The sequence below is a fragment of the Rhodococcus sp. C3V genome, from assembly GCF_029269915.1.
GTDB classification, from domain to species: Bacteria; Actinomycetota; Actinomycetes; order Mycobacteriales; family Mycobacteriaceae; genus Rhodococcus_F; species Rhodococcus_F qingshengii.
Genome location: NZ_JARJBE010000006.1, coordinates 1 through 26,079 on the forward strand (window position 1 = coordinate 1; position 26,079 = coordinate 26,079).

Annotated in this window: 23 protein-coding genes; 15 read left to right on the plus strand and 8 right to left on the minus strand. The window is 62.9% G+C overall.

Annotation, left to right across the window (positions count from 1 at the left end):
* Positions 1-145 precede the first annotated feature (145 nt).
* Positions 146-1,201, minus strand: coding sequence for a serine/threonine protein phosphatase (locus P3G66_RS16905; RefSeq protein WP_065455701.1), 1,056 nt, complete (start codon positions 1,199-1,201; stop codon positions 146-148).
* 466 nt (positions 1,202-1,667) lie between these two features.
* Between P3G66_RS16905 and P3G66_RS16910 the strand changes: the two genes are divergently transcribed.
* From P3G66_RS16910 to P3G66_RS16920, 3 genes are read left to right on the plus strand one after another with little or no spacing between them, the layout of a single operon-like run.
* Positions 1,668-2,288: a TetR/AcrR family transcriptional regulator gene (locus tag P3G66_RS16910; protein ID WP_054781208.1), complete on the plus strand. Its 621-nt coding sequence runs from the start codon at positions 1,668-1,670 to the stop codon at positions 2,286-2,288.
* The gene (gene kstD / locus P3G66_RS16915; RefSeq protein WP_065455702.1) at positions 2,288-4,036 is read left to right on the plus strand and encodes a 3-oxosteroid 1-dehydrogenase; all 1,749 of its coding nucleotides are present in this window, start codon (positions 2,288-2,290) and stop codon (positions 4,034-4,036) included. The genes P3G66_RS16910 and kstD overlap by 1 nt, the downstream gene beginning before the upstream one ends.
* A 15-nt stretch (positions 4,037-4,051) precedes the next feature.
* The gene (locus P3G66_RS16920) at positions 4,052-5,734 is read left to right on the plus strand and encodes an ATP-binding cassette domain-containing protein (RefSeq protein ID WP_276116902.1); all 1,683 of its coding nucleotides are present in this window, start codon (positions 4,052-4,054) and stop codon (positions 5,732-5,734) included.
* A 17-nt stretch (positions 5,735-5,751) separates the two neighbouring features.
* Here P3G66_RS16920 and P3G66_RS16925 read toward each other — a convergent pair whose 3' ends face one another.
* On the minus strand, positions 5,752-6,399 hold the full coding sequence (locus P3G66_RS16925; protein WP_007728105.1) for a hypothetical protein: 648 nt from the start codon (positions 6,397-6,399) through the stop codon (positions 5,752-5,754).
* Positions 6,400-6,838: 439 nt separating this feature from the next.
* On the opposite strand from P3G66_RS16925, the gene P3G66_RS16930 reads away from it, so the two are divergent.
* The gene (locus P3G66_RS16930) at positions 6,839-7,393 is read left to right on the plus strand and encodes a transglycosylase family protein (protein WP_003944949.1); all 555 of its coding nucleotides are present in this window, start codon (positions 6,839-6,841) and stop codon (positions 7,391-7,393) included.
* 12 nt (positions 7,394-7,405) lie between these two features.
* On the opposite strand, the gene P3G66_RS16935 is transcribed toward P3G66_RS16930, so the two are convergent.
* Entirely contained in the window at positions 7,406-8,137 is a 732-nt protein-coding gene (locus P3G66_RS16935) for a TetR/AcrR family transcriptional regulator (protein WP_007728104.1), read from the minus strand.
* Positions 8,138-8,418: 281 nt separating this feature from the next.
* Here P3G66_RS16935 and P3G66_RS16940 point away from each other — a divergent pair, with 281 nt between their 5' ends.
* The 5 genes from P3G66_RS16940 to P3G66_RS16960 all read left to right on the plus strand — a co-directional run bounded on the left by P3G66_RS16940 (position 8,419) and on the right by P3G66_RS16960 (position 13,870).
* Positions 8,419-9,894: an amino acid permease gene (locus P3G66_RS16940; RefSeq protein WP_276116974.1), complete on the plus strand. Its 1,476-nt coding sequence runs from the start codon at positions 8,419-8,421 to the stop codon at positions 9,892-9,894.
* Positions 9,895-9,896: 2 nt separating this feature from the next.
* On the plus strand, positions 9,897-10,730 hold the full coding sequence (locus P3G66_RS16945; protein ID WP_007728101.1) for an urea amidolyase associated protein UAAP1: 834 nt from the start codon (positions 9,897-9,899) through the stop codon (positions 10,728-10,730).
* Positions 10,727-11,380 (plus strand): urea amidolyase associated protein UAAP2, encoded by a 654-nt coding sequence (locus P3G66_RS16950; protein WP_007728099.1) that lies wholly within the window; start codon positions 10,727-10,729, stop codon positions 11,378-11,380. The genes P3G66_RS16945 and P3G66_RS16950 overlap by 4 nt, the downstream gene beginning before the upstream one ends.
* Positions 11,377-13,359, plus strand: coding sequence for a 5-oxoprolinase/urea amidolyase family protein (locus P3G66_RS16955; RefSeq protein WP_276116905.1), 1,983 nt, complete (start codon positions 11,377-11,379; stop codon positions 13,357-13,359). Before P3G66_RS16950 ends, P3G66_RS16955 begins: the two co-directional genes overlap by 4 nt.
* A 145-nt stretch (positions 13,360-13,504) precedes the next feature.
* Positions 13,505-13,870, plus strand: a complete 366-nt coding sequence (locus P3G66_RS16960; protein ID WP_276116906.1) for an AraC family ligand binding domain-containing protein — start codon at positions 13,505-13,507, stop codon at positions 13,868-13,870.
* Here the strand turns inward: P3G66_RS16960 and P3G66_RS16965 are convergent.
* From P3G66_RS16965 to P3G66_RS16980, 4 genes are read right to left on the minus strand one after another with little or no spacing between them, the layout of a single operon-like run.
* Entirely contained in the window at positions 13,848-14,630 is a 783-nt protein-coding gene (locus P3G66_RS16965) for a Fic family protein (RefSeq protein WP_276116907.1), read from the minus strand. The genes P3G66_RS16960 and P3G66_RS16965 overlap by 23 nt on opposite strands.
* Positions 14,627-16,060: a putative nucleotidyltransferase substrate binding domain-containing protein gene (locus P3G66_RS16970; RefSeq protein WP_003944791.1), complete on the minus strand. Its 1,434-nt coding sequence runs from the start codon at positions 16,058-16,060 to the stop codon at positions 14,627-14,629. Before P3G66_RS16970 ends, P3G66_RS16965 begins: the two co-directional genes overlap by 4 nt.
* 49 nt (positions 16,061-16,109) lie before the next feature.
* Positions 16,110-16,994, minus strand: a complete 885-nt coding sequence (locus tag P3G66_RS16975; RefSeq protein WP_346349160.1) for a DUF5995 family protein — start codon at positions 16,992-16,994, stop codon at positions 16,110-16,112.
* Between the two features lie 54 nt (positions 16,995-17,048).
* Positions 17,049-17,414, minus strand: a complete 366-nt coding sequence (locus P3G66_RS16980) for a RidA family protein (RefSeq protein ID WP_007728089.1) — start codon at positions 17,412-17,414, stop codon at positions 17,049-17,051.
* A 98-nt stretch (positions 17,415-17,512) separates the two neighbouring features.
* Between P3G66_RS16980 and P3G66_RS16985 the strand changes: the two genes are divergently transcribed.
* From P3G66_RS16985 to P3G66_RS17000, 4 genes are read left to right on the plus strand one after another with little or no spacing between them, the layout of a single operon-like run.
* Positions 17,513-18,550 (plus strand): Rv2578c family radical SAM protein, encoded by a 1,038-nt coding sequence (locus P3G66_RS16985; protein WP_030536442.1) that lies wholly within the window; start codon positions 17,513-17,515, stop codon positions 18,548-18,550.
* Positions 18,551-18,587: 37 nt separating this feature from the next.
* The gene (locus P3G66_RS16990; RefSeq protein ID WP_007728080.1) at positions 18,588-20,012 is read left to right on the plus strand and encodes a 3' terminal RNA ribose 2'-O-methyltransferase Hen1; all 1,425 of its coding nucleotides are present in this window, start codon (positions 18,588-18,590) and stop codon (positions 20,010-20,012) included.
* Positions 20,009-22,552 carry a polynucleotide kinase-phosphatase gene (locus P3G66_RS16995; RefSeq protein ID WP_208689552.1) on the plus strand — a complete coding sequence of 848 codons (2,544 nt, stop codon included), beginning with the start codon at positions 20,009-20,011 and terminating at the stop codon, positions 22,550-22,552. The genes P3G66_RS16990 and P3G66_RS16995 overlap by 4 nt, the downstream gene beginning before the upstream one ends.
* A gap of 36 nt (positions 22,553-22,588) precedes the next feature.
* On the plus strand, positions 22,589-23,257 hold the full coding sequence (locus P3G66_RS17000; RefSeq protein ID WP_208689551.1) for a class I SAM-dependent methyltransferase: 669 nt from the start codon (positions 22,589-22,591) through the stop codon (positions 23,255-23,257).
* Here P3G66_RS17000 and P3G66_RS17005 read toward each other — a convergent pair.
* Entirely contained in the window at positions 23,218-24,447 is a 1,230-nt protein-coding gene (locus P3G66_RS17005) for an MFS transporter (protein WP_276116909.1), read from the minus strand. The two genes, P3G66_RS17000 and P3G66_RS17005, sit on opposite strands and share 40 nt — an antisense overlap.
* Positions 24,448-24,517: 70 nt before the next feature.
* On the opposite strand from P3G66_RS17005, the gene P3G66_RS17010 reads away from it, so the two are divergent.
* Both P3G66_RS17010 and P3G66_RS17015 read left to right on the plus strand, forming a co-directional pair.
* Positions 24,518-25,573 (plus strand): LacI family DNA-binding transcriptional regulator, encoded by a 1,056-nt coding sequence (locus tag P3G66_RS17010; protein ID WP_228232709.1) that lies wholly within the window; start codon positions 24,518-24,520, stop codon positions 25,571-25,573.
* Positions 25,570-26,025 carry a hypothetical protein gene (locus P3G66_RS17015; protein ID WP_228232707.1) on the plus strand — a complete coding sequence of 152 codons (456 nt, stop codon included), beginning with the start codon at positions 25,570-25,572 and terminating at the stop codon, positions 26,023-26,025. The genes P3G66_RS17010 and P3G66_RS17015 overlap by 4 nt, the downstream gene beginning before the upstream one ends.
* Positions 26,026-26,079 lie beyond the last annotated feature (54 nt).

Consider the following 26,079-nt stretch of genomic DNA (forward strand, 5'->3'; position numbering starts at 1 on the left):
ACGACAAATCGTCCACCGCTTTCGTCGGTCCGTAAACCTTGGTCAATCCCCTCAGTTCAATCATGAGGAGAACTGTGCCCTACCGGCACTGACCAGCACATCGGTCCCGAGGATGACATGAACCCTGAGATGTGAATACGGCAGTTCAGGGAAAACCCTGTGCTCGACCGGAAGTCGGAACTGGCGCGGCATGCGGGTAGGGCGCATCGAAGTCGCCGTCGAACAATCGCCAGTAGAAGTCGTTCATCCTCGCAGCGACGGGCGCGTGCCGTGTCACGATCGCGGCCACCTCTGGTGTCACATCACCTGGAATATGACCTGTGGCGCATCGTCGTACGTACTGGTTGCGGGCGACTGGTCCGCCGCTCGTCGGCCTCGGTACCCCGCAGACCTCGGTCACCAGCCAGTTGACCAGAAGCATGGCGGCGTAGTCGGCGTCATGAGTGGCGTGGCGCCGGACGAAGTCGTGCTCGGCAGTCGACAGGTCGAAGTGTGGGGATGTGGCCAGTCCGAAGTCGGTGAGATAGATCCGCTCCATGTCGGTGCGCATGTTGCCGAAATGTCCGTCCATGTGCAGCAACTGTCGATCGCGCAAGAATGCCACGATCTCCGAAAACTGTCGCTCGACTTCGGCAGCTTTGGCGGACGGGTTGTCTTCCAGCCAATTCGAGATCGGGTGTTCGATGTACTCGCAGAACAGTACGAGGCTGCACGGCGCAGCGGCAAGCGCTTCGAGACGGGTCCGCACTTCACGGCTGGCGCCGGCGGTGTGAACGGAATCGATGTCGGCGTGTTCGGCCGCAACGGGCGAACGTCCGGGAAGTATCCGCCAGTGGTAAAGCATTGGGAACGACTGTGTTTCGCCGGCCAGAACGGCATCGGTGACCACGATGTTCGCGGCCAGTTCTCGCCAGGCGTTGAAGCTTGGGCCACCAATGCCGTACTGGCAGAACGTCGGCAGATCGAAATGGTTGGAAGTAGAGCCCACCTCGGCGATTTCCCGCACGCTCAGTGGGATGCGTTTGGTGAATACCGGAACGCCGTTGAGCCTGTTGTCATAGACCCTGATCACTCCTGCGGCGCCACCTACACCGACACTCGAGATTTGAACGGTGTCGACCAGTCGGGCCAGTTCGACATCGTTCTGGGAAGACAGGAACGCCGACAGCATTCGGTGGCGGTCAATCCTGACGTCTGTCATTCCACGACTGTGCCACAGGCTCGTCCGGCTTCGATTTCGCGGAGCCGCCTGTCGAAGTCACCGATTCTGGCGGTGTCCTCGTAGTAGTCCTCTTGCTCGATGATCTTTCCCACTTGGTCCGAACGAGAAGCACTGTTCGATTTCGATAGATGACGGCGCTGTCGGGGCCGAGGGCTCGGTCGTCGAAACGGGCGAGCAGGGTCATGCGCCAGAGTGGACCACCGAAATACGCTTCGGTGACCGCGCCTTGAAGCCCCGCATCGACAAATTCTTGGAGAAACGTCTCGATTCGGTCCCCATCGTTTCATCTTCGAAGCTTGTCGTGGCATCGAATGCCCTGTCAACGAAATGCCCGGGTCTGCTGATATCTGACAGAGAATTGGATATTGACAGTGACTGTCACAATAGGTGAGACTCGCATTATCGAGAACGGCCGGATCTCGGCCGAGGCGGGAGGACGTTGCTGATGTCACTACGGGAGAGACAGCGGTTGCAGGTGCGAGCAGACATTCAACGTGCGGCATTCGATCTGTTCGCGCGTGACGGTTTCGAGGACGTGACCACCGAGCAGATTGCGGCGGCAGCGGGGGTGTCGGCGAGTACGTACTTTCGGCACGTTCGTAACAAGGAGGATCTGCTGTTGGATCCGGTCAGGCAGGGCGGTGCCGGAATCGTGACGTTGCTCGAGGATCGCCCACCGGCCGAGTCGGCTGATCTTGCGATATCACGGGCAATCCTCGAGCGTTCCAATGCTTTCGAGTCCGCGGAGATCGATCAGTGGCGATCGGCGTTCCGTACCGCGCCGCACCTGATGGATCGTGTCGCTCTGATCGCGCCCGAGCATCGTGATCGGTTGGTCGAGTTGGTGGCGCAACGTATGCAACTCGATCCGGAAAACGACAGCCGCCCAGGACTTCTCGTTCATTTGATGTTGGCGGCGGCGGAGTTCGGTTATCGGCAATGGATACGTAACCCTCACAAGCGCGGGGCATCACTTCCCGTGTGCGTCGAGGGGGCGCTCGACGCTGTTCGAGGATCCCGGTGGCACACGCAGGACGAAGATGACACGAAAGGTCGTGACCAGTGATGGACGAGAACCCTCAGGGCGCCGTGCCGCCCGTAGTGGATGTCGTTGTTGTCGGATCGGGGGCTGCCGGCATGTCTGCAGCCATCACCGCAGCCCGCAACGGACTCTCGACGATACTCGTGGAGAAGTCCGAATACTGGGGCGGTTCGTCGTCCCGGTCCGGGGGCGGCGTGTGGATTCCGGGAAACTCGATACTTCGCCGCGAGGCACCGACAGATGATATCGACTCTGCGCGAACATATCTGAAGAGCATTGTCGGAGAGGATGCAGACGCCGACCGAATCGACACGTATATCGATCGGGGTCCGGAAGCCCTCGATTTCCTGATTCGTCACTCTGCGTTGGAGCTCGAATGGGTGAAGGGGTACTCCGACTACTTTCCCGAGGCACCTGGCGGACGTGCAAGCGGCCGCTCGTGCGAGCCGCGCCCGTTCGACGCGCGAGCTCTGGGCGACGATCTTGCGACACTTCATCCGCCGTACATGAAGGTTCCGCTCAACATGGTTGTCCAACAATCTGATTACCGTTGGCTGAGCACGGGGATCCGGCATTGGCGGGGTCCGGTGCGGATGCTTCGGGTAGGAATGAGATCCCTGGCCGCAAGAGCTCGGAGGAAGAAGCTGATCGGGCTCGGGCCGGCGCTCATGGCCGAACTGATGCTCGGAGTTCGGGACGCCGGAGTGACGGTGGAGCTCGGGACGAGGCTTGTGGATTTGGTGACCGACAGTGATCGTGTCGTGGGTGTGCGACTCGAGTCCGGGGGAGTGCAGACCACCATGCACGCTCGACGCGGTGTCATCCTCGCGTGTGGCGGGTTCGACAACAACGACGACATGCGAGGCGAGTACCAGCGCCGGCCGAGTAGCGCGCAGTGGACTCTCGGGGCACCGACCAATACCGGGGACGGTATCCGTGCAGCTCTACGCGTCGACGCCGCGATTTCGTACATGGACGACGCGTGGTGGGCCCCGTCGATTCCACTGCCCAAAGGCCCGTGGTTCGCCTTGGCGGAACGCTCGTTGCCTCGCAGCCTCATGGTCAACGCCAGCGGTCAGCGCTTCATGAACGAGTCACTTCCCTATGTCGAAGCGGCACACGCCATGTTCGGCGGAAAGTACGGCCGAGGTGAAGGACCCGCTGAGAACATCCCGGCTTGGCTGATCTTCGATCAGACGTACCGTGACCGTTACCTGTTCGCGGGGGTTCCGGCGCGCAGGCCGATACCTCGGTCGTGGATCGAATCGGGTGCGATCGTGCGAGCTGGATCGATTGCCGAACTCGCTGCCGAGATCGGAGTGCCGGGCGATGCGCTGTCCGCGACCATCACACGATTCAACAGTCACGCGCGCGACGGAGTCGATCGCGACTTCGGCCGTGGGACAAGCAGATACGACCACTACTACGGCGACTGCACCAACAAGCCCAACCCCAGCCTCGGAGAACTCACGAAGGGTCCGTTCTATGCCGCGAAGATGGTGCCTGGAGACCTGGGGACCAAAGGCGGCATCAACACGGACGCTCGCGCGCGAGCGTTGCGCGCCGACGGTTCGGTCATCGACGGGCTCTATGCAGCAGGTAACACCAGCTCACCGGTGATGGGTCATACCTATGCCGGTCCAGGTGCAACTATCGGTCCCGCAATGGTTTTCGGATATCTGGCGGCGCTCGATGCGGTCGGACGATCCCACGACGGTAGTGAGCTCGAGACCGAAGGCAGGAATAATGGTTTGGCAGATCGCCGTGGGTAGGGTTCTCTTGACAGCGTGACCCACCTCAACATCGCCGACGTCGACTACTTTCTCCCTGATGGTCGGCAACTGCTCAGCGGTGTCAGCTTTCGGGTCGGCAACGGTGCAAAAACTGCACTGATAGGCCCCAACGGGACTGGTAAGACGACGTTGCTCCGCATTGTCGCCGGAGACGTCGTCGCCGACGAGGGCGCTGTCACTCGATCCGGAACACTGGGCGTGATGCGGCAATTCGTCGGCCAGGTTCGCGACGAGTCCACCGTGCGCGATCTTCTGTTGTCCGTCTCGCCGGCACGGATCCGGGACGCAGCACTGGCGCTCGATACGGCAGAAAACGCGATGATCGAGCGCGACGAGGAATCAACTCAAATGAAGTATTCGCATGCGCTGGCCGATTGGGCCGACGTGGGCGGCTACGAGACCGAAGACTTCTGGGACAAGGTCACTACCGCGGCTCTCGGTGTTCCCTATGACCGTGCGAAGTGGCGCGCGGCTAACTCCCTCAGTGGTGGCGAGCAGAAACGGTTGGTTCTCGAAGCACTGTTCGCTGGGCCCGACGACGCACTCCTGCTGGACGAGCCGGACAACTACCTCGATGTTCCGGGCAAGCGATGGCTGGAAAAGACGATCTCGGAATCGTCGAAAGTGGTTTTGTTCGTCAGCCACGACCGCGAACTGATCGCCAACGCGGCCACCCACATCGTGACGCTCGAGCCCGGAATCAGCGGCGCAACGTCGTGGACGCACGGCGCTGGGCTGGCCAGCTACCACCAAGCCCGCGAGGATCGCAACGCTCGATTCGAAGAACTGCGCCGACGCTGGGACGAGGAGCACGCGAAATTACGGGCCCTGGTTCTGCGATTGCGTGAAAAGGCCAAGTTCAACGACGGCGTCGCTGCGCGGTATCACGCCTCGCAAACCAGGTTGGCGAAGTTCGAGGAGGCAGGGCCACCCGAAGCGATTCCACTTCAGCAGAAGGTGACGGTTCGGCTGGCGGGCGGGCGAACCGCCAAGCGCGCGTTGGTATGTCAAGATCTCGAGCTGACCGGATTGATGAAGCCTTTCGACACCGAGATCTGGTACGGAGATCGGGTTGCCGTGCTGGGCTCCAATGGATCCGGAAAGTCGCATTTCCTTCGGCTCTTGGCGGGTGGGGGGACCGATCCGGGGAGCGAGCATCTGCCTGTCGAGGCGCTCGACATCGCGCCGGTCGAGCACGGGGGTACTGCGACGCTGGGTGCCCGGGTACGTCCCGGATTGTTTGCGCAGACACACTCCAGGCCCGATCTGACCGGAAACACGCTGCTCGAGATCCTGCACATGGGCGACGAACACCGCAGCGGAATGGGACGCGAAGCGGCGAGCCGCGCGCTGGACCGTTACGGATTGTCCCAAGCTGCGGAACAGAAGTACGACGACCTGTCCGGCGGTCAGCAGGCACGATTGCAGATCCTGCTCCTCGAGCTCTCCGGCGCCACGATGTTGTTGCTCGACGAACCGACCGACAACCTTGACCTTCATTCGGCTGACGCGCTCGAGCAGGGCATTGCTCAGTTTGCCGGCACGGTCATCTCGGTCACGCACGATCGCTGGTTCGCGCGCGTGTTCGACAGGTTCCTCGTCTTCGGATCGGACGGGAACGTGTACGAGAGCGAGTCGCCGGTGTGGGACGAGGCCAGGGTCGAACGAGCGCGCTGAGATCGAGCAGCCACTCCCTACCTGGGGAGAGGCGGCAGCTCGTTGATCATCGCGCGAAGGAGGCCCGGATCGCTGCGATCCGATCGAGGCGGGGGACAGCGCGAAAGATCGAGCTGTGTCGGAAAGCGCCACACAACGCGACCTGGATCTACCCTGTTCACCGCCGAGTACCAGTGGGTGAGGGGCTCGGCGAGCGCCGCGTGAAGCTCGAAATGCCGTCGTCGGCGGCTGGGGTCTCCTTCGCGCTGAAGTAGAAGCTGCTCCGGTGACGGTATCGAGATGACGGTCAGATCCGCGAAACCCAGTTCGAGGTGCTCGAAAGCTGTCTCGACTGCCGCGAGCTCGTACTCGAATCGCTCCCGAGGTGCTGCGCCCACCGCAGCGAGACACCAGCTGTAGTGCAGTTTCAGCGGGTCGCTGTCGCAGAGCGCGATACCGGTTCTCGCTTCGAGATCTTCCGCTTGCGACCATCGCTTCGAATTGACCGTTGTCCAGTAACTTGCCTGAAGGTCGAGATCCGTACCGTCCGGCTCGAACCCGGTGGGCTGATACTCGGCGACGAATCTCTCCGCCGCGGATTCGCCACCGAGTTGGGTTCGGCACCAGGTGGTCTTGCCGGCGGCGCTGGGTCCTTCTACTGCGATGATCACCAGTCCATTCTCCATAATGATTGGGGCGGTTGGTTTTTCCCGTTGCCAGGAATCTCTTAACATCCCCAGGATCCTCGTTGGCGGTCCGACACGGCCTGTTTCGGTGTGGTGGGTCACAAAATCACCGTGACGGTTGCCACATAACGGACGGATAACGATCGGTATGGTTGAAGCTCGAATCAATTAGTTGACCTGTGGTTATTGCTCGAGTTTCGACTGAGTCTGGTACAGCAGTGCCGGAAAACTGCCCCGTGACCAATCCGTGACCATCACCTACGGTCGTTGACAGCCCGAAACTACCGGGCAAACACCGACCCGCAACTGCGTGCTTCTGCCCCGCGGGTCCGGTACTCCCGAAACCTTCGCGGGGCAGGAGTGAAACAGACGAGTCGATCGACGAGACGTGAAAGCGTCCGGGCCGACCTCGTCCGCGGTAGCGGAGAGGATTTACCCAATGACCAGCATCACCTTCAAGCGCGCCCTCGGCGCAGTTGCAACCGCAGGCGCAGTCGTCGCGATCCCGCTCGCCATGAGCACCGGCACCGCTTCGGCAGCCGGCCACGACTGGTCCGGAGTCGCAAACTGCGAGTCCTCCGGTAACTGGGCCGCCAACACCGGAAACGGCTTCTACGGTGGTCTGCAGTTCACGCAGAGCACCTGGAACGCATTCGGTGGATCGGGCAACGCTGCCAACGCCAGCCAGGCCGAGCAGATCCGTGTCGCCGAGAACGTTCTCGCAGGCCAGGGCGTCGGCGCATGGCCCGTCTGCGGTCAGTACCTGACCACCGGCACCACCGCAGGCAACTACGAGGCCGCAGCCGCCCCCGTTACCGCTGAGGCTTCCGTCGAGTCGGCTCCGGCAGCAAGCACCGGAAGCGGCAACTACGTGGTCAAGGCAGGCGACACCCTGTCGAAGATCGCTGCTGCACACGGCATCTCGCTCGAGAACCTTGCCAGCCAGGTTCCGAACATCAACCTGATCTTCCCGGGACAGTCCCTCTCGGTCTAGTCTCGTGGCCGTTTAGGTCCTCAATGCGTCGAAATTGTCCGGAGCTGATGCAGCCCCGGACAATTTCGGCGTTTCTGCGTTCGCAATGAGCGTTGCCGCTTCCGTATGGATGGGGTCAAGATCCTGGCGCCACCCAAGAATGTGCAGCGCCGACCCGGCGATGACAGCGGCGTCGGGAATCGGGGTGCCTTCGAGCGCGTCGGCTCGCGCGCTGATCACGCTTTCTACCAGGCGAAACGGAAGCTCGGCCAGGTGCGTTGATGATGGATCGTCAATCGCGTCGAGCACATCCTGGGCGAGTGCCCGGTATTGCTCGCGAAGCCGATCGCGATCGGCTCGGAACGACATGAACCTGTCACTTCTCAGTTCCGGTAAGAGATAAAGGACGCCGAGGTTCCACCGTCCGGTGATCAGTTGTGCCGCGTCGATGTACGAAAGTGCGTACAGCTTGACCTCGGGTGCGGTGTCGAGTGGCCTGAGATTCTCCGCGAAGTCGAGCGCCGGCGTCACGGTGTCGGCGAGAAGTGCAACCAGAATGTCGTCCTTGGTGGCGAAATGGTTGTACAGCGACGCCTGACGCATTCCGACTGCTTCGGCGATGTGGCGTGTGGACGTCGCGGCGAAGCCTCGGATGGTGAACAGTTCAGCGGCTGCATCCAAGATCTCCGCCCGGGCAGTGCCACCCGGGCGTCGGCGAGCGGTCAGGCGGGGTCTTCCGGGGCCGGCGTTGGTCACGCCTTCCATAGTGGCAGGCTGCGGCCTTACGTGCGGGATGGCCGCCGCTGTGAGCATTCGGTCACGTGCTCGAAACGTACTCAACGAGCCTGTTACAGAATCAGGCGAATCGTATACGCGGGCGTCACCTGCGGCGAGTGGATTTCGCGAAAACTATCAATCGACAGTTATTCGCCTCTGAATCGCTTCGCCGAAGGAGTACGCCGTTGAGTGCAACAACCCCGGCTGCGCAGCCCACCACCGCTTCCGCACTCGCCTCTTCGCCTCACGACGACGGTGACCTCGCGGAAATCGGCTACGAGCAGCAGCTGCATCGATCGCTGGGAAAGTTCGCGTCTTTCGCCGCGGGCTTCTCCTTCGTCTCCATCCTCACCACGATCTTCCAATTGTTCGGCCTCGGTTTCGGTTTCGCGGGTCCGGCATTCTTCTGGACGTGGCCGGTCGTCTTCATCGGTCAGTTCATGGTCGCTCTCAACTTCGCGGAACTTGCTGCCAGATATCCGATTTCGGGTGCCATCTACCAGTGGTCGCGGCGGATGGGTGGTGAGATCGTCGGCTGGTTCGCCGGTTGGTTCATGATTCTCGCTCAGATCGTCACTGCATCGGCCGCCGCGATCGCCTTGCAGGTCGTGCTCCCCAATGTGTGGAGCGGGTTCCAGATCATCGGCGAGGACAGCGCACTCACCTCATCGAGTGGTGCCGCCAACGCCGTGCTGCTCGGATCGGTACTTCTGGTTCTGACCACCTTCATCAACTGCATCGGCGTCAACTGGATGTCGCGTATCAACAACATCGGCGTGACCTGCGAAATCGTCGGTGTCATCGCAGTGATCGGGATGTTCTTCACCCACGCTCAGCGCGGACCGGACGTCGTCTTCGACACCGGCAGTGCCGGTGGTCAGCCCGGATACGCCTGGGCGTGGATCATGTCCGGACTGATGGCTGCCTACGTCATGGTCGGCTTCGGTTCGGCAGGCGAACTGGCCGAGGAGACCCGCAACCCCCGACGCGTCGCACCTCGTACGATCCGGCTTGCACTGTCCGCTTCCGCGCTCGGCGGCGGCTTGATGATCCTCGGCGCGTTGATGGCAGCGCCCTCACTCACCGACGGACGCCTGGCCACGGAAGGTTTGCCGTACGTACTGACATCGATTCTCAGTTCCCCGTGGGGCACGGTCTTGTTGATCGACGTCTCGATCGCAGTGTTCGTGTGCACCTTGGCCATTCAGACTGCTGCTTCACGGCTGATGTTCTCGATGGCCCGCGACGGGCGGCTTCCTGCCTCGCAGGTACTGGCAAAGGTCAACCCCCGCACCGGAACACCTATCGCGCCGTCCGTCCTCATCGGTCTGGTCTGCATTGCCGTCCTGGCCGTCAACGTGGGCAACTCGGCAATTTTTGCAACCCTGTCCAGCGTATGCATCATCTTGATCTACTTGGCCTACCTCATGGTGACCGTGCCGCTGCTGGTTCAGCGTCTCAAGGGATGGCCTCGCACGGCAGTCGGCCCCAAGTTCGACGCCGAAGGCAAAAAGCTTTTCTCCCTGGGCATCTGGGGAGTTCCGGTCAACATCGCCGCGGTTGTGTACGGCGCGCTGATGGTGATCAACCTGTCCTGGCCACGAGCCGAGATCTTCAACCCCACCGGGGAGTACCCCATTCTGCAGTGGGCCGCGCCCATCACGGTAGCGCTGGTCGTGGGGCTGGGAGTCGCTTGCTTCCCACGTGGCCGCGCCACCCCGAATCCCGTCACGATCGGAGCCTGACCATGAGTACTCAGACCACCGCCGGAGCGCGCGAGCATGCCCGGTCCCAAGCTGGAACGATCACCGATTCCATGCCCGTATTGCCGGCAACGCGTTGGCCGAACCCACCCGAAGACGTCGCGCCCGAACGTCTGACCTGGGCTGAGACCGTGCCGGGTGGGCGGTACACGACCAAGGTTCTCGCACGTGGAACCCGATTGCGACTTCGCGACATCGCTGGCAGCGCCTGCGCAAACATCTTGCTCTATCGCGCCGACGCCCCCTGGGAGCGTCTCAACGTCGCCGATACCGTCAAGGTGCCATGGCAGGCCTATCTCGGCGTCGGGCACCCGTTGCTCTCCGATCAGGGGCGAGTACTTGCGACCGTGGTCGCAGACACGTCGGGTCACCACGACGCGTTCTGCGGAACGACGTCACGCGCCACCAACGAGGCGAAGTACGGGCAGGGTTCGCTGCACAGTGCCTCACCCGCCGGTCGTGAACTGTTCACCGTCGCTGCCGCGAAGAACGGACTCGGGCCGCAGGACATAGCGCCGCCGTTGTCCTTCTTCCACGGTGTCCGCGTCGAGGCGGACGGCGCTCTCACCAGTACGGGGTCCGCCGGCTCAGGCGCAACGGTCGACCTTCTGATTCACCTGCCCGTCATCGTGATGATCGCCAACACCGCGCACCCACTCGATCCGGCGCCGCAGTTTCCCACCACGTCCCTCGAAGTGCTCGCGTGGAAGGCCGCCGACGAACTCGGCAGCCTTGACGATCTCGGGCCGGAATACCAACGCGCAGTGCTCAATACCGAAGGTGCCTGGACGGCTTCGAACCTGGAGGAGATCGCATGACCACCACCTTGGATGTCCCCGCCCTCGTTCCCGGAACGGTGATCCTCGACGAGATTGCTGACGCATTCGGGCCGTGGTCCGCAGTTGTCCGTGCCGGTGACGTTCTGACCATCGTCGATCTACACGGAAATCAAGCCGTCGACACCCTCGTCTACGCCGGTGACGATCACAGCGTTCGGTACTCGGCAGCAGCGACGGTCACAGCCCAGAAGAACCTGTTTCTGTCCACAGGCTCCGTGCTCCGCAGTGACGACGGAACTCCACTCATGACCCTGGTCGCAGACGAGGTCGGAAACCACGACACCGTCGGCGGCGCGTGCTCACAGGAATCGAACACCCTGCGATACGGACACCACACCAAGCATCAGCACGCGTGCGTCGAGAACTTCCTCGTCGAGGGCGCAAAATGGGGGCTCGGTAAGCGGGACCTGGTGTCCAACATCAACTTCTTCATGAACGTCCCGGTCGACCCCGACGGCACACTCGGAATCGTCGACGGACTGTCGGCACCAGGCAAGCGGCTCGCGTTGCGTGCCGAACGTGACGTGCTCGTCCTCGTGTCCAACTGCCCGCAGATCAACAACCCGTGCAACGGCTTCGATCCCACGGCCGTCCGCATGATCGTCACACGGCCGGGAGCAGACGAATGAACGCAAAACTGACCATCGTGCGTCCCGGAATGCTGACGACGGTTCAGGACTATCCAGGACGCGTCGGATACTGGCAGATCGGAGTCCCACCATCGGGCCCGATGGACGACCTGTCGTTTCGGTTGGGAAACACCGCACTCGGAAACCCCGAAGGCGCCCCCGGCATCGAATGCGCGATGGCCGGACCTGCCATGACGTTCGACGAAGACACCACGGTCTGCATCACAGGTGCCCCGGTGTCGGTGACCGTCGACGGCGTCGTACACGGTCAGTGGCGTCCCGTTCTCGTCCCCGCTGGATCGGTGCTCGACGTCGGAACGGTCAGCGGCCCGGGACTGCGCATCTACGTACTCGTACAGGGCGGAATCGAGACCGACGACTATCTCGGCAGTGCGTCAACCTTCACCCTGGGCAGGTTCGGGGGACACGAAGGTAGGACTCTGCGGGCAGGAGACGTTCTAAAACTCGGACAGGCGACCGGGGTCGCGGGAGCTGTTCCCGCCGAGCATGTTCCGGCGATACACACGTGCTGGGAACTTGCGGTGACCGAGGGCCCGCACGGGGCGCCGGAGTTCTTCACCCGCTCCGACATCGACACGCTGTACGCGACCGAGTACGAGGTCCACTTCAACTCCGACCGCACCGGTGTCCGGTTGATAGGTCCGAAACCAGACTGGGCCAGAACCACCGGCGGCGAAGCCGGACTTCACCCTTCGAACATCCACGACAACGCGTATTCGATCGGTGCACTCGACTTCACCGGCGACACGCCCATCCTCCTCGGACCAGACGGACCGAGCCTCGGCGGCTTCGTCTGCCCGATCACAGTGGTGTCCGCTGATCGCTGGAAGCTCGGACAGTTGGCTCCAGGGAACAAGATTCGCTTCGTGCCGGTCCGCGCCGAACGGGCAGCCTCCCGGCGTGACCTCGGAGTATCGCGTCGAGCCTCCAATTCGGTTGTTCATTCCTCCGGTGGTGACGGCGACGACGGCGTCATAGCCCGTCGTGACGGCGACACCGTGGTCACGTACCGGCGCTCAGGCGATGACAACGTGTTGGTCGAATACGGCGACATGAATCTCGACCTGGCGTTACGTGCGCGTGCTCATGCACTGCATCAGCGACTCGACGCCGAGAAGCCGGCCGGACTACTCGATCTCACCCCGGGAATCCGCAGCCTGCAGGTCCGCGTCGACCCGGACGTGCTGCCCGTCGGCAAACTGATGGGAATGCTCGCCGAGGCGGAGGACACCTTGCCGGCGGCCAACGAACTCGTTGTGCCCAGTCGCACTGTGCGGATGCCACTGTCGTGGGACGACCCGGCTACGCGCGAAGCGATCCAGCGGTACATGCACGGGGTTCGCGCCGACGCGCCGTGGTGCCCGTGGAACATCGAGTTCATCCGCCGGATGAACGGTCTCGAATCCGTGAACGACGTGTTCGACACCGTCTTCGGCGCCGAATACATGGTGCTCGGACTCGGTGACGTCTACCTCGGAGCGCCGGTCGCGACGCCGCTCGACCCACGTCATCGCCTTGTCACGACCAAGTACAACCCCGCCCGCACCTGGACCCCGGAAAACGCCGTCGGGATCGGTGGGGCGTACCTCTGCATCTACGGCATGGAAGGCCCGGGCGGGTACCAGTTCGTCGGACGTACGACGCAGGTATGGAATCACCGCCACCCCGCGAAGTCCGGGCCGTTCGAGGAGGGCACTCCGTGGTTGCTGCGATTCTTCGACCGGATCTCCTGGTACCCCGTCGAGCCGGAAGAGTTGATGGATCTGCGCGCGGACACCGCCGCCGGCCGCGGCGGGGGCGTCGAGATCGAGGACGGCAGCTTCTCGCTGGCCGAGCATCAGGAGTTCCTCGCGTCGAACTCGCGCTCGATCGAGGAGTTCCGCGCGATGCAGTCCGTCGCGTTCGGGGCCGAGCGTCAGCGCTGGTCCGACGCAGGAGAGTTCGCGCTGCCCGGTTGATGGTCGAGTGAGCACCCTTTTCCTCGAGTGAGCACCGCTTCCAGAGTGTCGGAAGCGGTGCTCACTCAGCAGTAAAGGTGTTCAGTCCCCACCGGCGGACATCTTTGGTCGTTGCGCTGGTCGACGACGTGGGCGACACTCAGCCATGCGATTCGTGACACTGCCCCAAGGAAGCCTGGACGCGGACGAGTACGGCAGCCGGAACATCACCATGATGCAGCTCGCCCGTTCGGTGGACGGTGGAGAATTCAGGAGTCACTTCGCGTGGTGTCGGCCGAACAGCCTGTTGGGGAAGCACTCTGCGAACCTCTGGCAGCTGTACGTCGTCGTGGACGGCTCGGGCTGGGTAGCCGAAGACGACGGTCGACGGGTCTCGATGGCGTCAGGCGAGGCAGTGTTGTGGAGCCCTGGCGAGATCCACGAGTCCGGTTCGGATGACGGGATGCTTGTGGTGATAGTGCAAAGCGGCGCTCCGTTAACTGGGCTCGTCAGCGAGTCAGCGCGCGATTGAACAGATCGATGAACGGGCGGGGTGACGGGGTTCCGGTGGGCCGGAAAGGCGCAGAATCCCTCGACGCGGATACCCACTCGGTTCTGCTCACCCGCGACAAGTCGAGCTGATACCGGGTGTCGGCGGCGAGTCGGTGCAGGAAGAGGGTTCCGGTTCGCCCGTTTCCTTCCCGAAACGGGTGGACATGATTGAGCGTCGAGTACACCGATGCGAGCGCGAACGACGCAGCGCCGTGATCGAGTGCTACCCAATCGACGGCGGCGATGATCTCTTCGACCTCGGACAGGTAGTTCCGAATCGCCGAGACCGGAGCAAACGTTGCCGCACCTTTCCTGATGTCGACGGTTCTGATGTGTCCGGCCCACTGGTACAGATCTTGGAAAACGTGCTGGTGAAGTAGGAGAAGTTCGGCTGTGTCTCGCGTGTGCGGTACGAGGTCGCTGCCGAGATGCGCCTCACCCAGACGAAGCGCGGTCGCCGCGAACTCGAGTGATTGCAGTGCGGCGGGATCTCGTACGTCGAAATTGTTCTCGAGAACCGATGTACCGCGATAGACGTACGGCGCTGATCGTCGCCAGCGGATCCGCGGGGGAATCGCAGACGAGAGGCCGACGGCTCGCGCCAATTCCTGCTCGAAATACTCACGCCGAGAGAGCATCCCGATCATGACGGCCTCGAGTTCCGCGATCTGCTCGTTACTCGGATCCCAGCCTTCGAGGCGCTCTGCCGCTAGAACCTGTTCGAGCGCAGTGCGATTCACGGGTCGATGTCGGGTAGCGCCGACGCGGACGCGGCATATTCGAGTCGTCGTTGCACACCTGCGACCTCGCGCACTGCATTGCTCAGCAAGCTCCGCGAGAGCGGAGTGAGTTCGGAGATCACGACTTCGTCGGTCGGTGGCCGACCTGCCGCGAACTGATCGGTCTGGTGGCGGACACGAATCTGCTGCAACACCTCGAAAGATTCGATCAGTACCTGGGCGTCGTCGTCGAGTAGGAAACCGCTTCCCGCTGCAGCCTTGAGGCGTTCGAGTGTCGAACTCGTGCGGGCGCCCACGGAAATCCCCGCCCAACGAGCGATGTTCACGATCGGTTGGACGGCGCTGGCTTTGAGGTCGACGGTTCCGGTCCGACGCGTCATCACGTCCTTGAACGAATGGAGCTTTGCCTTGTCTCCGACGGCTTCGCGAAGGAGCAGTCGCATGACGGCCGGGTGCAGTCGCAGTTGATCCAACGCCGCAGGGCGAGGATCCAACGCCGGATCGCCCGCGACGACGCGGGCATCCGCCAGCATCGACAACATGACCAGGGCCTGGTCCTGGTACGGATTGGATACCCATTTCCGCAGCGCAGTGCGCCATTGTGGGAGCGTCCGAGCGAACCTGGCCTGGGTCGCGACGGCGTTCTTGGTGTCGCGAGGGAACCCGCAGAGATCGAGGATGTCGTGGATCGTCTTCGCGGCGTCGGCTCCCTCGTGATGAGATTCGCCGCCCCACACCAGCGCACTGTCGATATCCGAAGAGGGGAGCGCTTCACGTCTGGCGACGCTGCCGAGCGACAGCCACGCGAAATCCGGTCGCTCATCTCCGCCCACCACCAATTCGATGGCTCGCCTGACCGTCACGTCGATCAGCACGGCCAGCGTCGCGCCGATGTCGAGCGGAGAGACCCGTGACGCCACCAATTCCGTCACCAGAACAGGGACCGCGCGGGCTGTTTCGACGAGGTGGGCGTCATCCTGTGCTGTGGCGAGCGCTGCGCGCAGTTCGAAACCCTGATTGGTGGCCGAAGTCAGGAGGTCGCTGAGTTCGAGCACACCCATCAGTGCGCCTGCCTCGGTCACGACCGGGAGATGGCGCAATCCGTACTCGAGCATGTCGGTCACGGCGTCGGCGCCCAATCGATCCGGATCGACTGTCACTGCTGACGGCGTCATCACCGTTGATACCGGCTGACTGCTGTCGATACCACCGACTACCACGCGAGCACGTAGGTCACCTTCGGTGAAGATTCCGAAACCGGTTGTAGCCGTCGGGATCACGACAGCGCGGCGGCCCGCGTCGGTCATCAACTTCGCGGCCTCGCGGATGGTGGCCTGTTCGCTGCAGACAATTGCGGGTCCGCGCAACAGGTCTCGTACCCGGCGCATGGCGGGACTCTGCATGCCTTGCCCTGCCGAGTGCCCCGTCATGGGGTCATTGTCTCAGGTGTGTCCGTTTCAGGCAGCGGAGGGTGAGATGTCAGAGACCGCCGAGTCGCGAGAGTATGTCGAGAGCGGAATCTGTAGTACGCCAGAGCGCGTCGATCTCCTGTTCTGCGCCGGGACGTGTCTGCGGATTCTGGAGGGCGAACCCGTTGGCCAGCGTGATGGTGTTGTATCCGCTGTCGGCGGCGCGGAGCAACAGTTCCGAGGGCTGCGAGTTTCCGGCCAATCGGTCGAGTCCTTCGCCGACGAAGTAGAAGCGCCAGAGGGGCCCGAGATCGGCGTCGTACTCGGCCTTGGTGAGCGTCACGATCGAACCACCCTTGACGGCAATGGAATCGACGATCTTGTAGAAATCGGGGACATCCTCTGCGGTGGTTCCGGACGTGGCGACGGCGTGAGCGAGGTCGACGGTGAGATGCGCGTTGTAGCCGGCCATGGCGACTCGTGCCGGACTGGCGTCGCACTGACGCGTCAGGGTGAAGTAGTTGTTCCACGCCGGATCTGTGGGAGTGCCGGTGAACTCCGCATGGACGTTCACCAGGTACCTTCGCAGCAATTCGTAGCTGACCGAATGGGCCCACTCGTCATCGTCGAAGGCCGCGGGGTCTCGCTGCAGCGGCATCACCGCCTCGTGTTCGACAGCGTCGAGGCCGACGGAGAACAGGCCTCGCCAATCGTGGTGGGAGACGAGGATCGACGTGATCTCACGATGACGTTCGACAGCGGTCTCGAGGCGAGGTAGCCCGCCGCCGGTCAGTGTCGTGACGTCGCTGAGTTCGGCAATCCTATCGACCTCGGCATTGCTCAGCGGGCTGCCGCAAGCCGTCGAAAGACTCTCGCCCGGTTCTGCGAGTGCAGAGCCGGGCGAGAGGAAAGTGAGGGTGATGCCGAGCGCGAGCGTCAACGGATACAGCCGCATCGGTTTCATCGGCTCAGACTAGGCGCCCACTGTCACAAACGTCCGGATTGGCGATCAGCTGAGGACCGCGTCGGCCTCGATCTCGATGAGCAGAGCGGGGTCGATCAGCGAGCTGACCTCGAGGATGGTCGTGGCGGGACGAATCTCGCCGAACACTTCACCGTGCGCGAGAGCGGCCTGCTCCCACTGCGTCATGTCGCGCAGGTACATGCGAGTGCGGATGACGTCGTCGAGCGAGGCGCCGGCCTCGACCAGTGCTGCCTTGATCGTTTCGAGCGCTGCGCGGGTCTGATCTGTGAGGGTCTCACCAGGAGCGGTGGTGCCGGAGACTGCGATCTGGTTACCGATGCGCACGGCACGGGAGTAACCGATCTTGGGTTCCCATTCGGAACCGGACGAAATATTGATTCTGTTCGACATGCACCGAATTCTGCCAACAACTTCCCGGCCGTGGTGAGGCACGGTCGGGTATTCGCTCCATCTTGACATACCTTAGAACAAGTGTTCGACTTGGGGCCATGAGGTGGTCGGGTCAGGCATTGGATGCAGATGACGGAGCGCTACCCGGACTCGAACGGGCCGGGTTGGTTCGCTCCGTGCAGACTCCCGAGTTCGAGGGAATCACGTTTCACGAGGTGCTCTGCAAGAGCGCGCTCAACAAGATGCCCGAAGAGTCGACGTTGCCGTTCAGCTTCACCGTCAACGCTTTTCGTGGTTGTTCGCACGCATGCCGATATTGTTTCGCGAGACCGAGTCACGAGTATCTCGACCTCGACGCCGGCGCGGATTTCGATTCCCAAGTGGTCGTGAAGACGAACATTGCCGCGGTGCTCCGCAAAGAGTTGGCGCGAAAGTCCTGGAAACGGGAGGCGGTGGCACTGGGTACCAACACCGATCCCTATCAGCGAGCCGAGGGCCGATACCGCTTGATGCCCGGCATTATTCGCGCGTTGACCGAATCCGGAACTCCCTTCTCGATCCTGACGAAGGGAACTCTGCTCCGACGGGACCTGCCGCTGTTGAAAATGGCGGCAGCGCAGGTCGACGTCGGAATCGGTGTGTCGTTGGCGATCAACGACGCTGCACTTCAGAAGCAGATCGAGCCTGGTACCCCGTCGCCGCGGGCGCGTCTCGAGATGATCCGCGCCATCACCGACGCGGGATTCTCGTGCAATGTCATGGTGGCGCCGGTCATTCCGTTCCTCACCGACTCCACCAGTCATCTCGACGGGCTGTTCGAGGCACTGTCCGAAGCCGGTGCGACGAGTGTGACGGTCTTCCCGATGCACCTGCGGGGGAGTACTCGGGGTTGGTTCATGAATTGGCTTGCTCAGGAACATCCGGCGCTCATCCGTCGCTACCGCGAGCTGTACGGGCGGGGCGCGTATGTCACTCCCGAATACAAGCGTTGGCTCGCAAGCCGTGTCGAGCCACTGGTCGAGCGCCATGGGTTGGGTGGTCGTTCGGGGCATCGAGACGTCAGCGCAGCTGGCAGTGAGCCGCGTGAGGCGCCCCGGGAACTGGTGGGTGCGGGAGCAGCTCTCACTTTGTTCTGACGGCCGCGGGCGCGTAAATCGGAGGCGCCCCGGACGTTTGCCGGGCTACATTCGCCTGGTGCTACTCACACTGACGTCCACCCCGACCCCGCAGACTCCTGATGCGACCGCGTTGAGCTACCTGCTGCACAAACATCCCGACCGCGTGCAAAGCTTCGACTTGGCGATCGGCACCGCCACGGTTCTGTACCCGGAGGCCTCAGCCGAAAAGACCACGGTGGCAGTGATTGTGGACGTCGACCCCATCGAACTTGTGCAGAGTAGGTATCGACGCGGCAAGAGTGGCGACAACTTTTCGCTGGGTGAGTATGTCAATGATCGGCCGTATGCGGCGTCGTCCATACTCTCGGTTGCTCTGTCGAAGCTGTTTCGCACCGCGTTGACGGGAACGTGCAAGTCGCACCCGGAACTCGTTGGAACCGAACTCGCGTTGACCGTCTCGATTCCGGTGGTTCCGTGTGGCGGCGATGCGGAATTGCCTCGTCGGTTGTTCGAGCCGCTGGGCTGGGATGTGACCGCGATACCGGTGCAGCTTGATCCGCACCTGCCGACGTGGGGAAACTCCGACTTCGTGTCGTTGACGCTCACCGGGGAACACACGGTGCAGAGTGCCCTTCGGCACCTCTACGTGCTGTTGCCGGTCCTCGACGACGTGAAGCACTACTGGGTGGGACCCGACGAGGCAGACAAGTTGATCCGCGTCGCTGGAGAGTGGTTGGCGTCGCATCCGGATTCCGCGCTGATCATGTCCCGCTACCTGGCGCGTCGACGCGACCTGGTCGAATCGGTGGTCGATCGACTGATTCCCGACCAAGCAGAGGCGCAGATCGAACTACCGCGACCGGATCCGCCGCTGGCACGGCTTCGCGTCGACGCAGTTTTGGCGACGCTTCAGCGACTGCACGTCAGAACGATTGTCGACATCGGTTGCGGCGAAGGCAAACTGATCGAGGCGCTGATGCCGCACGCTCAATTCGACAAACTTGTCGGCGTCGATGTGAGCGCGCGCGAACTGACACGGGCGCAACGCAGATTGAAGTTCACCGAAATGTCCGACGCCCAACGTGATCGTGTGTCTTTGATGCAGTCGTCCGCGACGTACCGCGACGCACGCTTGAAAGGCTTCGACGCAGCCGTGCTGATGGAGGTGGTCGAGCACGTCGACACGGCGCGCCTGCCGGCTCTGGTCAGATCGGTCTTCGTGGACGCAGCACCGCAGTATGTGCTGCTGACTACTCCGAATGCCGACTACAACGTGCTGTATCCGGCGTTGGCAGAGGGAGAGTTCAGGCACCCGGATCACCGGTTCGAGTTCTCACGGACCCAATTCCGCGACTGGGCAACCGAAACGGCCCGAGTCCACGGCTATTGCGTGGAGTTCGAATTTGTCGGAGCAATTGATCCGGTCCTTGGCGGACCGACACAGATGGCAATCTTCACGAAGGAGGCACGAACGTCATGACGGTGTACGAGATTCCAGATCTCGCCCTGGTAGTACTCATCGGCGTCAGTGGCTCGGGAAAGTCGACCTTCGCGGCGCGCCACTTCGGTGAGTTCGAAACTCTCTCGAGTGACACATTCAGAGGGTGGGTCAGTGATGATCCGAACTCACAGGAGTCGACGTCCGATGCTTTCGAAGTGCTGGAGTTCGTCGCGGCCAAGCGTTTGCGACGCGGACGCCTCACGGTGGTCGACGCGACCAACGTCCAGCCCGCCGCGCGCAAGCGACTCGTTGCGTTGGCTCGCGAGCACGACATACTGCCGGTGGCAGTCGTGCTCGATATTCCGGAATCGGTCTGTTCTGCGCGCAACGACGCACGCTCTGATCGGACGTTCGGACGCGACGTCATTCGCCGCCAGCACCAACAGCTGACTCGCTCGCTTCGCGGGTTGGGCAAGGAAGGTTTCCGTTCGGTTCACATACTCAGAGGTGAGGACGCGGTTTCCGAAGCCACATTCTTGCGCCACCCGCTCCGCAGCGATCTGCGTGTCGAGCGTGGTCCGTTCGACGTCATCGGTGACATCCACGGATGTCGAAGCGAGCTCGAGACGCTCCTCGTGAAACTCGGCTACACCGTCGACTACGGGACCGATGGCAGAGCTGTCGATGCGGTGCCGCCGGAAGGGCGAACTGCCGTCTTCCTCGGTGACTACGTGGATCGAGGACCGGATTCGGTCGGTGTGCTGCGTCTGGTCATGGGGATGGTCGCGGCGGGACATGCGATAGCGGTTCCGGGTAACCACGAGAACAAACTCGTCAAGGCCTTGCGCGGTAAGAAGGTCACGGCCAGTCACGGACTCGCCGAGACCCTCGAGCAGATGGCCACCGAGTCGGCGGAGTTCCGCGAAAGCGTCGTCGACTTCTGTGACGGCCTCGTCGCGCACCTCGTCCTGGACGACGGCAAACTCGTTGTCGCGCACGCCGGTCTCAAGGAGGACTACCACAACAGGGCATCCGGTCGAGTCCGGAGCTTTGCGCTCTACGGTGAAACTACCGGTGAGACGGACGAATTCGGCTTACCCGTTCGATACCCGTGGGCGCAGGACTACCGAGGATCAGCGACGGTCCTCTACGGTCACACGCCGGTGCACGAGGTGGAATGGATCAACAACACCGCGTGCCTCGACACCGGGTGCGTCTTCGGTGGATCCCTCACCGCCCTTCGATACCCGGAACGAGAGATCGTGTCGGTTCCGGCGGAGCAGGTTTGGTACGAGCCGGTGGTACCGCTGGCACCGCCGACTCGTGATCCGGATGTGCTCGATCTCGCCGACGTCCTCGAAACGACCGGCGTCGACACCGAACTGCGCGGTCGAGTGTCCGTTCGCACCGACAACGCTGCCGGCGCCTTGGAAGTGATGAGCCGATTCGCGGTCGCGCCGCAATGGCTGCGGTACCTACCGCCGACCATGGCGCCCTGCGCGAGCGCCCAATCCGATGACTATCTGGAACACCCGTCGACCGCGTTCGACGCATACCGGGCCGGCGGAATCGGAACAGTGATCTGCGAAGAGAAGCACATGGGTTCGCGGGCAGTGGTGCTCGTGTGCCGTGATCGATCGGTTGCTCAGTCCCGCTTCGACGCACCGGATGCGCTCACCGGGATGGTGCACACCCGCACCGGCCGCCAGTTCTTCGACGACGACCTGACTCAGCAGTTGATCGACGACATCGCCGCCGCAGTCACCTCCGCTGGGTTGTGGGAAGAGCTGGGCACCGACTGGCTGCTCCTCGACTGCGAACTGTTGCCGTGGAACGTCAAAGCGGAAGGTCTGCTGCGCTCGCAGTACGCGTCGGTCGCGGCGGCCGGGCGATCAGACCTCACAGCTCGCGAGGCCGTGCTGGCGCGGGCCGGGTCGCGGGGCCTGGACGTGGCGGAGATGTTCGAACAGACAACTGTTCGGGCCGCCAGTATCGAGCGCTTCGGCGAGGCGTACCGACGGTACGTGTGGCCGACGAACGGACTGGACGGCGTCACCATCGCGCCGTTCCAGATTCTGGCGGCCGAGGGCCAGTCGTACGGGGAACGGGATCACGAATGGCACCTCGGTATTTCGGACCGCCTGGCCGCGGCCGACCCGAGTCGATTTACCACTACACGTCGCCTGGTGGTCGATCTCGGTTCCGAGGACTCGGTGTTCGAAGCGACGAAGTGGTGGGAGTCGCTCACCGGCGACGGTGGTGAGGGGATGGTCGTCAAACCGCTGGCGAATCAGATTCACGGACCGCGGGGGTACGACGCGAAGGTTCAGCCAGGGATCAAGGTCCGCGGCCGGGAGTACCTACGGTTGATCTACGGTGCCGACTACCTCGAACCGTCGACACTTGCTCGGCTACGCAATCGCAACCTCGGACACAAGCAGTCGATGGCGCTGCGCGAGTACGCGCTCGGCATGGAGGCGGTATCCAGGCTCGTCGACCGTGAACCTTTGTGGCGAGCGCACCAGGCCGTGTTCGCGGTGTTGGCTCTCGAATCGGAGCCGGTCGACCCGCGGTTGTGACGGCCGGTGCGCAGGCTCGGATTGATACCGTCGGGTATGGGTGTGATTGCTCGCGTGGACGGTTTCAACCGACGCCATCCGTGGAGTCACAACGATTACTACGGCCGGTGGGTTCTACGTAATCTGCGCGGGGTCAGGTCCGGTCGCGCTCTCGACGTGGGGTGCGGGACCGGCAATCTGATCGACCTCTTGCGTCGGCGGTTCGACGTGGTGGTCGGTGTGGAACCCGACCTGACAACCTCGGCCGCCGTGCGCGCAAGGTTTGTCGACGACGGGAACGTGATCATCGACGCGCAGCGGATCGAGGACTTTGCATCCGAGGCGAAGTACGACGCGATCACAGTCGTCGCAGCGTTGCATCATCTTCCACTCGAAGAATCGATGAAGCAGCTGAGTAGCCTGCTCGAACCGGGCGGGCGGCTCGTCGTGGTCGGGTGTTATCGGTCGACCACACCCACCGACGCACTCCTGTCGGTGTTGGCGACCGTGTGCAATCCCGTCGTCGGCGTCGTCAAGCATCGACGGGTTGCCTCCGAGCCACTGAAGGCGATGACAGCTCCCACCGCGGAACCGGGTGAGTCGATGGCTGACGTCCGACGCGCGGCCGCGTTGTATTTGCCAGGTAGCCGGATCAGGAGACGACTGTTCTGGCGATACACCCTGATCTACGACGAGAGTCCGGCCGGCGCGTCGGTGGGGGAGTGAGTAGACCGTTCCGGTTCCTGGGGAAACGCGCGTCGGCCGAACCCGACTATCGCCAACGAAGCGATCATCAGAGCGACCCCGATGCCCGCCAGATGTGAGAGCCCGCCACTGTCGACGACGGCCGCACCGAGCAGAGCGCCCGTTGCAATCGCGATCTGGAACACGACGACGTAGATGGCCGAGGCACGGTCGGTCCCGATCGGGACGGCGCGCAGAACCGAGGGCTGGAGGCAGATCGGAACGGTGGTGAACGCCGCACCCCACAAGATCGTGGCGACGACAGCGAACGCTCCCATCGACGGCGCCAAGAGCCAGAAGATGGCCAGCGCGCCTGCCACCGTCGCGATCGAGATGAGCGTGAAGAGGCGCGGTCGGCGGTCGTAGTACTTGCCGGCGACCCACACTCCGACGGCGCCGGCGGCGCCGTAGACCAGAAGCATCGCGGTACGGATGCCACCGGACGAGCCGAGGCTTTCCTCCACCAGAAGTGTGAAGAACGTGTACGAAGCGAATTGCCCAAGGGCGGCAAACAGCGTTGCCGCGCAGATGACGGCGAGTGCCCGTTTCATCGCCGGTGTCGGCTTCGGTTTGTCTCGCTTACTCCGATGGTGTTGATCGACCGGCATTTCTGGCAACGCACGATGCAGTGAGAAAGCAATGCCCACTGCCACCACACCGATTGCCGCCGACGCGGTCCGCCAACCCCAGGACTGGCCGATCGCCGAAGACAGGGGTCCTCCGAGAACAAAAGCGAGAGACGTACCGGCATACACCATCGCGATGGCCTTGCCCTGTTGTCCGCGCGGAACCAGGGTGGCAGCGACCGGTGCAACGACAGCCCAGAACACTCCGTGCGTCGCAGCGCAGAGCAATCGTCCGATCACGAGCATCGGATAGTTGACGGCCAATGCTGCGACCAGTTGCGACACCGCGAGGGTGGCCACCGTCAGAACGACGACGCGTCGTCGCGGCCAGGTTTTGACCGCTCCGATCAGCGGAAGCGTCAAGACCGCGACACCGTATGCGTAGAAGGTCAGCAGTAGGCCGACACGCCCTTCGGTGACGTCGAGGTCCGTCGAGATTTCGCTGAGCAGTCCGACGGGGAGCATTTCGGCCGTCACGTAGGCGAAGGCTGCTCCGGCCAGTGTCATCAGCCGTAGCATGGTTGCCTTCGGCAGTCGAGCAGTCATGTTGTGTAACGATACATGTATCGATACACACCTGCGCAATGGATATTTTTCACTCGCTATGCTGATGCTCATGGCCATACGTGCGCAGCGTTCGAGTCGTCCGACGATGGCCGACGTCGCCAAAGCCGCAGGCGTGTCGGTGATGTCGGTGTCGTACTCCTTCGCGCAGCCCGAGCGCGTGTCTGAATCAACGCGGGCCAAGGTGTTCGCCGCCGCCGAAGAGCTCGAGTACGCGGGCCCGAACCGGGCGGCGCAGTCCTTGCGGAGCGGGAAATTCAACAACATCGCGGTCGTCTTCAGCGAGAAGCTGACGTACGCCTTCGAAGACGCAGTAGCTCGGCGATTCCTCTCGGGAGTCGCCGAAGCGTGCCTGGATGCGAACGCCGGGCTGATGATGCTGCCGAACTCGGGGAAACCGGGAGACGTCGACAGAGTTCGCGACGCGGCAGTAGACGGTTTTGTCGTCTGGACCACCGTCTTCGACGATCCCATCCTCGACGCGATTGTCGGCACCGGAAAACCCGCATGCATCCAGGGTGGTCCGTTGCACGAGGGTGTGGATCTCGTCGGGATGGACGATGTTGCCGGCGCCGTCGCGATCGCGGCAGTCGGGTTGTCGGGGGCGCAGCGGCCCGCGGTGATCAGCCTTCCGTGGGATCGTGAGCGTCGGTCCGAGATTCGGATGGACGTGGATCCAGGTGAAGCGTTCTTTCCGGTGTCCCGCCATCGGCTCGAGGGCTACGAGCGCGCCGTCCGCGACGCGGGCCTCGATTGGCCCTCGGTGCGGGTAGGGGTCGTCACTGTCAACGAGCGGAGCGAGGGTGCGCGGATGGCTCGGTCCCTGCTCGACGTTCCCGAGAGCCGAAGGCCCGATGTCATCTTGGCGATGAGTGACGAACTGGCTCTGGGGGTTCTGGACGCGATCCGTGAACTCGGCCTCGCGCTGCCCGACGATGTCGCAGTCGTCGGATGGGACGACACAACAGCCGCATCGGACGCCGGCCTGACAACGGTTCGCCAGTCCCTGTTCGATCAAGGGCGCAACGCAGCTCGCGTGGTTCTCGGGCTCGACGATGCGGTCGAGCCGGTCGAATGGTCGGTGCGTCGGCGAACCTCGACGCGATGATCACGCCGGTAGTCATCGACGGTCTGCGTTTTCGGTGGTTTGTTCCTCCAGAATTGGGGGAGACCGTCCGGTGGGGACTCTCCTGGAATGTCGACAACCCGCGCCGGTGGGCGGTTGCCGAAGTCGCGGGTGCATTGCACCTACTTGCCGGAACTCCTCGTGACGACCCAAACGCGCGTCAGGCGTGGATAGACTTCGGCGCAGATGCCGCCACGACCGGGGTAGTTCGGCGCCTGCGGCTCATGTCGATGGAGTCCGACATGCTGCCCGACCCGAAGTTTCCGCACGGCCCGAACTGGGGTTGGGCTACGAGGCAATTCGTGCCTGGCTCCGAGCGCTTCTACGAGTTGGCGCGTGCACCTCGTGCGTTGCGCTCGTACCAGCTGACCGATCGTGAATACGGGCCGCGGCGCGAGGACTTCCTCCTGGTCGACCTCGAGACGGCTGCTTGATCGTTGGGACCTGACACCGTTTTTATTCAGTGGACACAGACTCCAGCTGACCGG

Excerpts from the sequence above, each read along its gene's own strand:
- P3G66_RS16995 (WP_208689552.1), top strand. The coding sequence starts at position 20,009 with ATGACGGTGTACGAGATTCCAGATCTCGCCCTGGTAGTACTCATCGGC.
- P3G66_RS16975 (WP_346349160.1), bottom strand. The coding sequence starts at position 16,994 with ATGCGGCTGTATCCGTTGACGCTCGCGCTCGGCATCACCCTCACTTTC.
- P3G66_RS16970 (WP_003944791.1), bottom strand. The coding sequence starts at position 16,060 with ATGACGGGGCACTCGGCAGGGCAAGGCATGCAGAGTCCCGCCATGCGC.
- P3G66_RS16985 (WP_030536442.1), top strand. The coding sequence starts at position 17,513 with ATGAGGTGGTCGGGTCAGGCATTGGATGCAGATGACGGAGCGCTACCC.
- P3G66_RS17015 (WP_228232707.1), top strand. The coding sequence starts at position 25,570 with ATGATCACGCCGGTAGTCATCGACGGTCTGCGTTTTCGGTGGTTTGTT.
- P3G66_RS16955 (WP_276116905.1), top strand. The coding sequence starts at position 11,377 with ATGAACGCAAAACTGACCATCGTGCGTCCCGGAATGCTGACGACGGTT.
- P3G66_RS16960 (WP_276116906.1), top strand. The coding sequence starts at position 13,505 with ATGCGATTCGTGACACTGCCCCAAGGAAGCCTGGACGCGGACGAGTAC.
- P3G66_RS16905 (WP_065455701.1), bottom strand. The coding sequence starts at position 1,201 with ATGACAGACGTCAGGATTGACCGCCACCGAATGCTGTCGGCGTTCCTG.
- P3G66_RS16980 (WP_007728089.1), bottom strand. The coding sequence starts at position 17,414 with ATGTCGAACAGAATCAATATTTCGTCCGGTTCCGAATGGGAACCCAAG.
- P3G66_RS16950 (WP_007728099.1), top strand. The coding sequence starts at position 10,727 with ATGACCACCACCTTGGATGTCCCCGCCCTCGTTCCCGGAACGGTGATC.
- P3G66_RS16935 (WP_007728104.1), bottom strand. The coding sequence starts at position 8,137 with ATGGAAGGCGTGACCAACGCCGGCCCCGGAAGACCCCGCCTGACCGCT.
- kstD (WP_065455702.1), top strand. The coding sequence starts at position 2,288 with ATGGACGAGAACCCTCAGGGCGCCGTGCCGCCCGTAGTGGATGTCGTT.
- P3G66_RS17000 (WP_208689551.1), top strand. The coding sequence starts at position 22,589 with ATGGGTGTGATTGCTCGCGTGGACGGTTTCAACCGACGCCATCCGTGG.
- P3G66_RS16945 (WP_007728101.1), top strand. The coding sequence starts at position 9,897 with ATGAGTACTCAGACCACCGCCGGAGCGCGCGAGCATGCCCGGTCCCAA.
- P3G66_RS17005 (WP_276116909.1), bottom strand. The coding sequence starts at position 24,447 with ATGACTGCTCGACTGCCGAAGGCAACCATGCTACGGCTGATGACACTG.
- P3G66_RS16930 (WP_003944949.1), top strand. The coding sequence starts at position 6,839 with ATGACCAGCATCACCTTCAAGCGCGCCCTCGGCGCAGTTGCAACCGCA.
- P3G66_RS16925 (WP_007728105.1), bottom strand. The coding sequence starts at position 6,399 with ATGGAGAATGGACTGGTGATCATCGCAGTAGAAGGACCCAGCGCCGCC.
- P3G66_RS16910 (WP_054781208.1), top strand. The coding sequence starts at position 1,668 with ATGTCACTACGGGAGAGACAGCGGTTGCAGGTGCGAGCAGACATTCAA.
- P3G66_RS17010 (WP_228232709.1), top strand. The coding sequence starts at position 24,518 with ATGGCCATACGTGCGCAGCGTTCGAGTCGTCCGACGATGGCCGACGTC.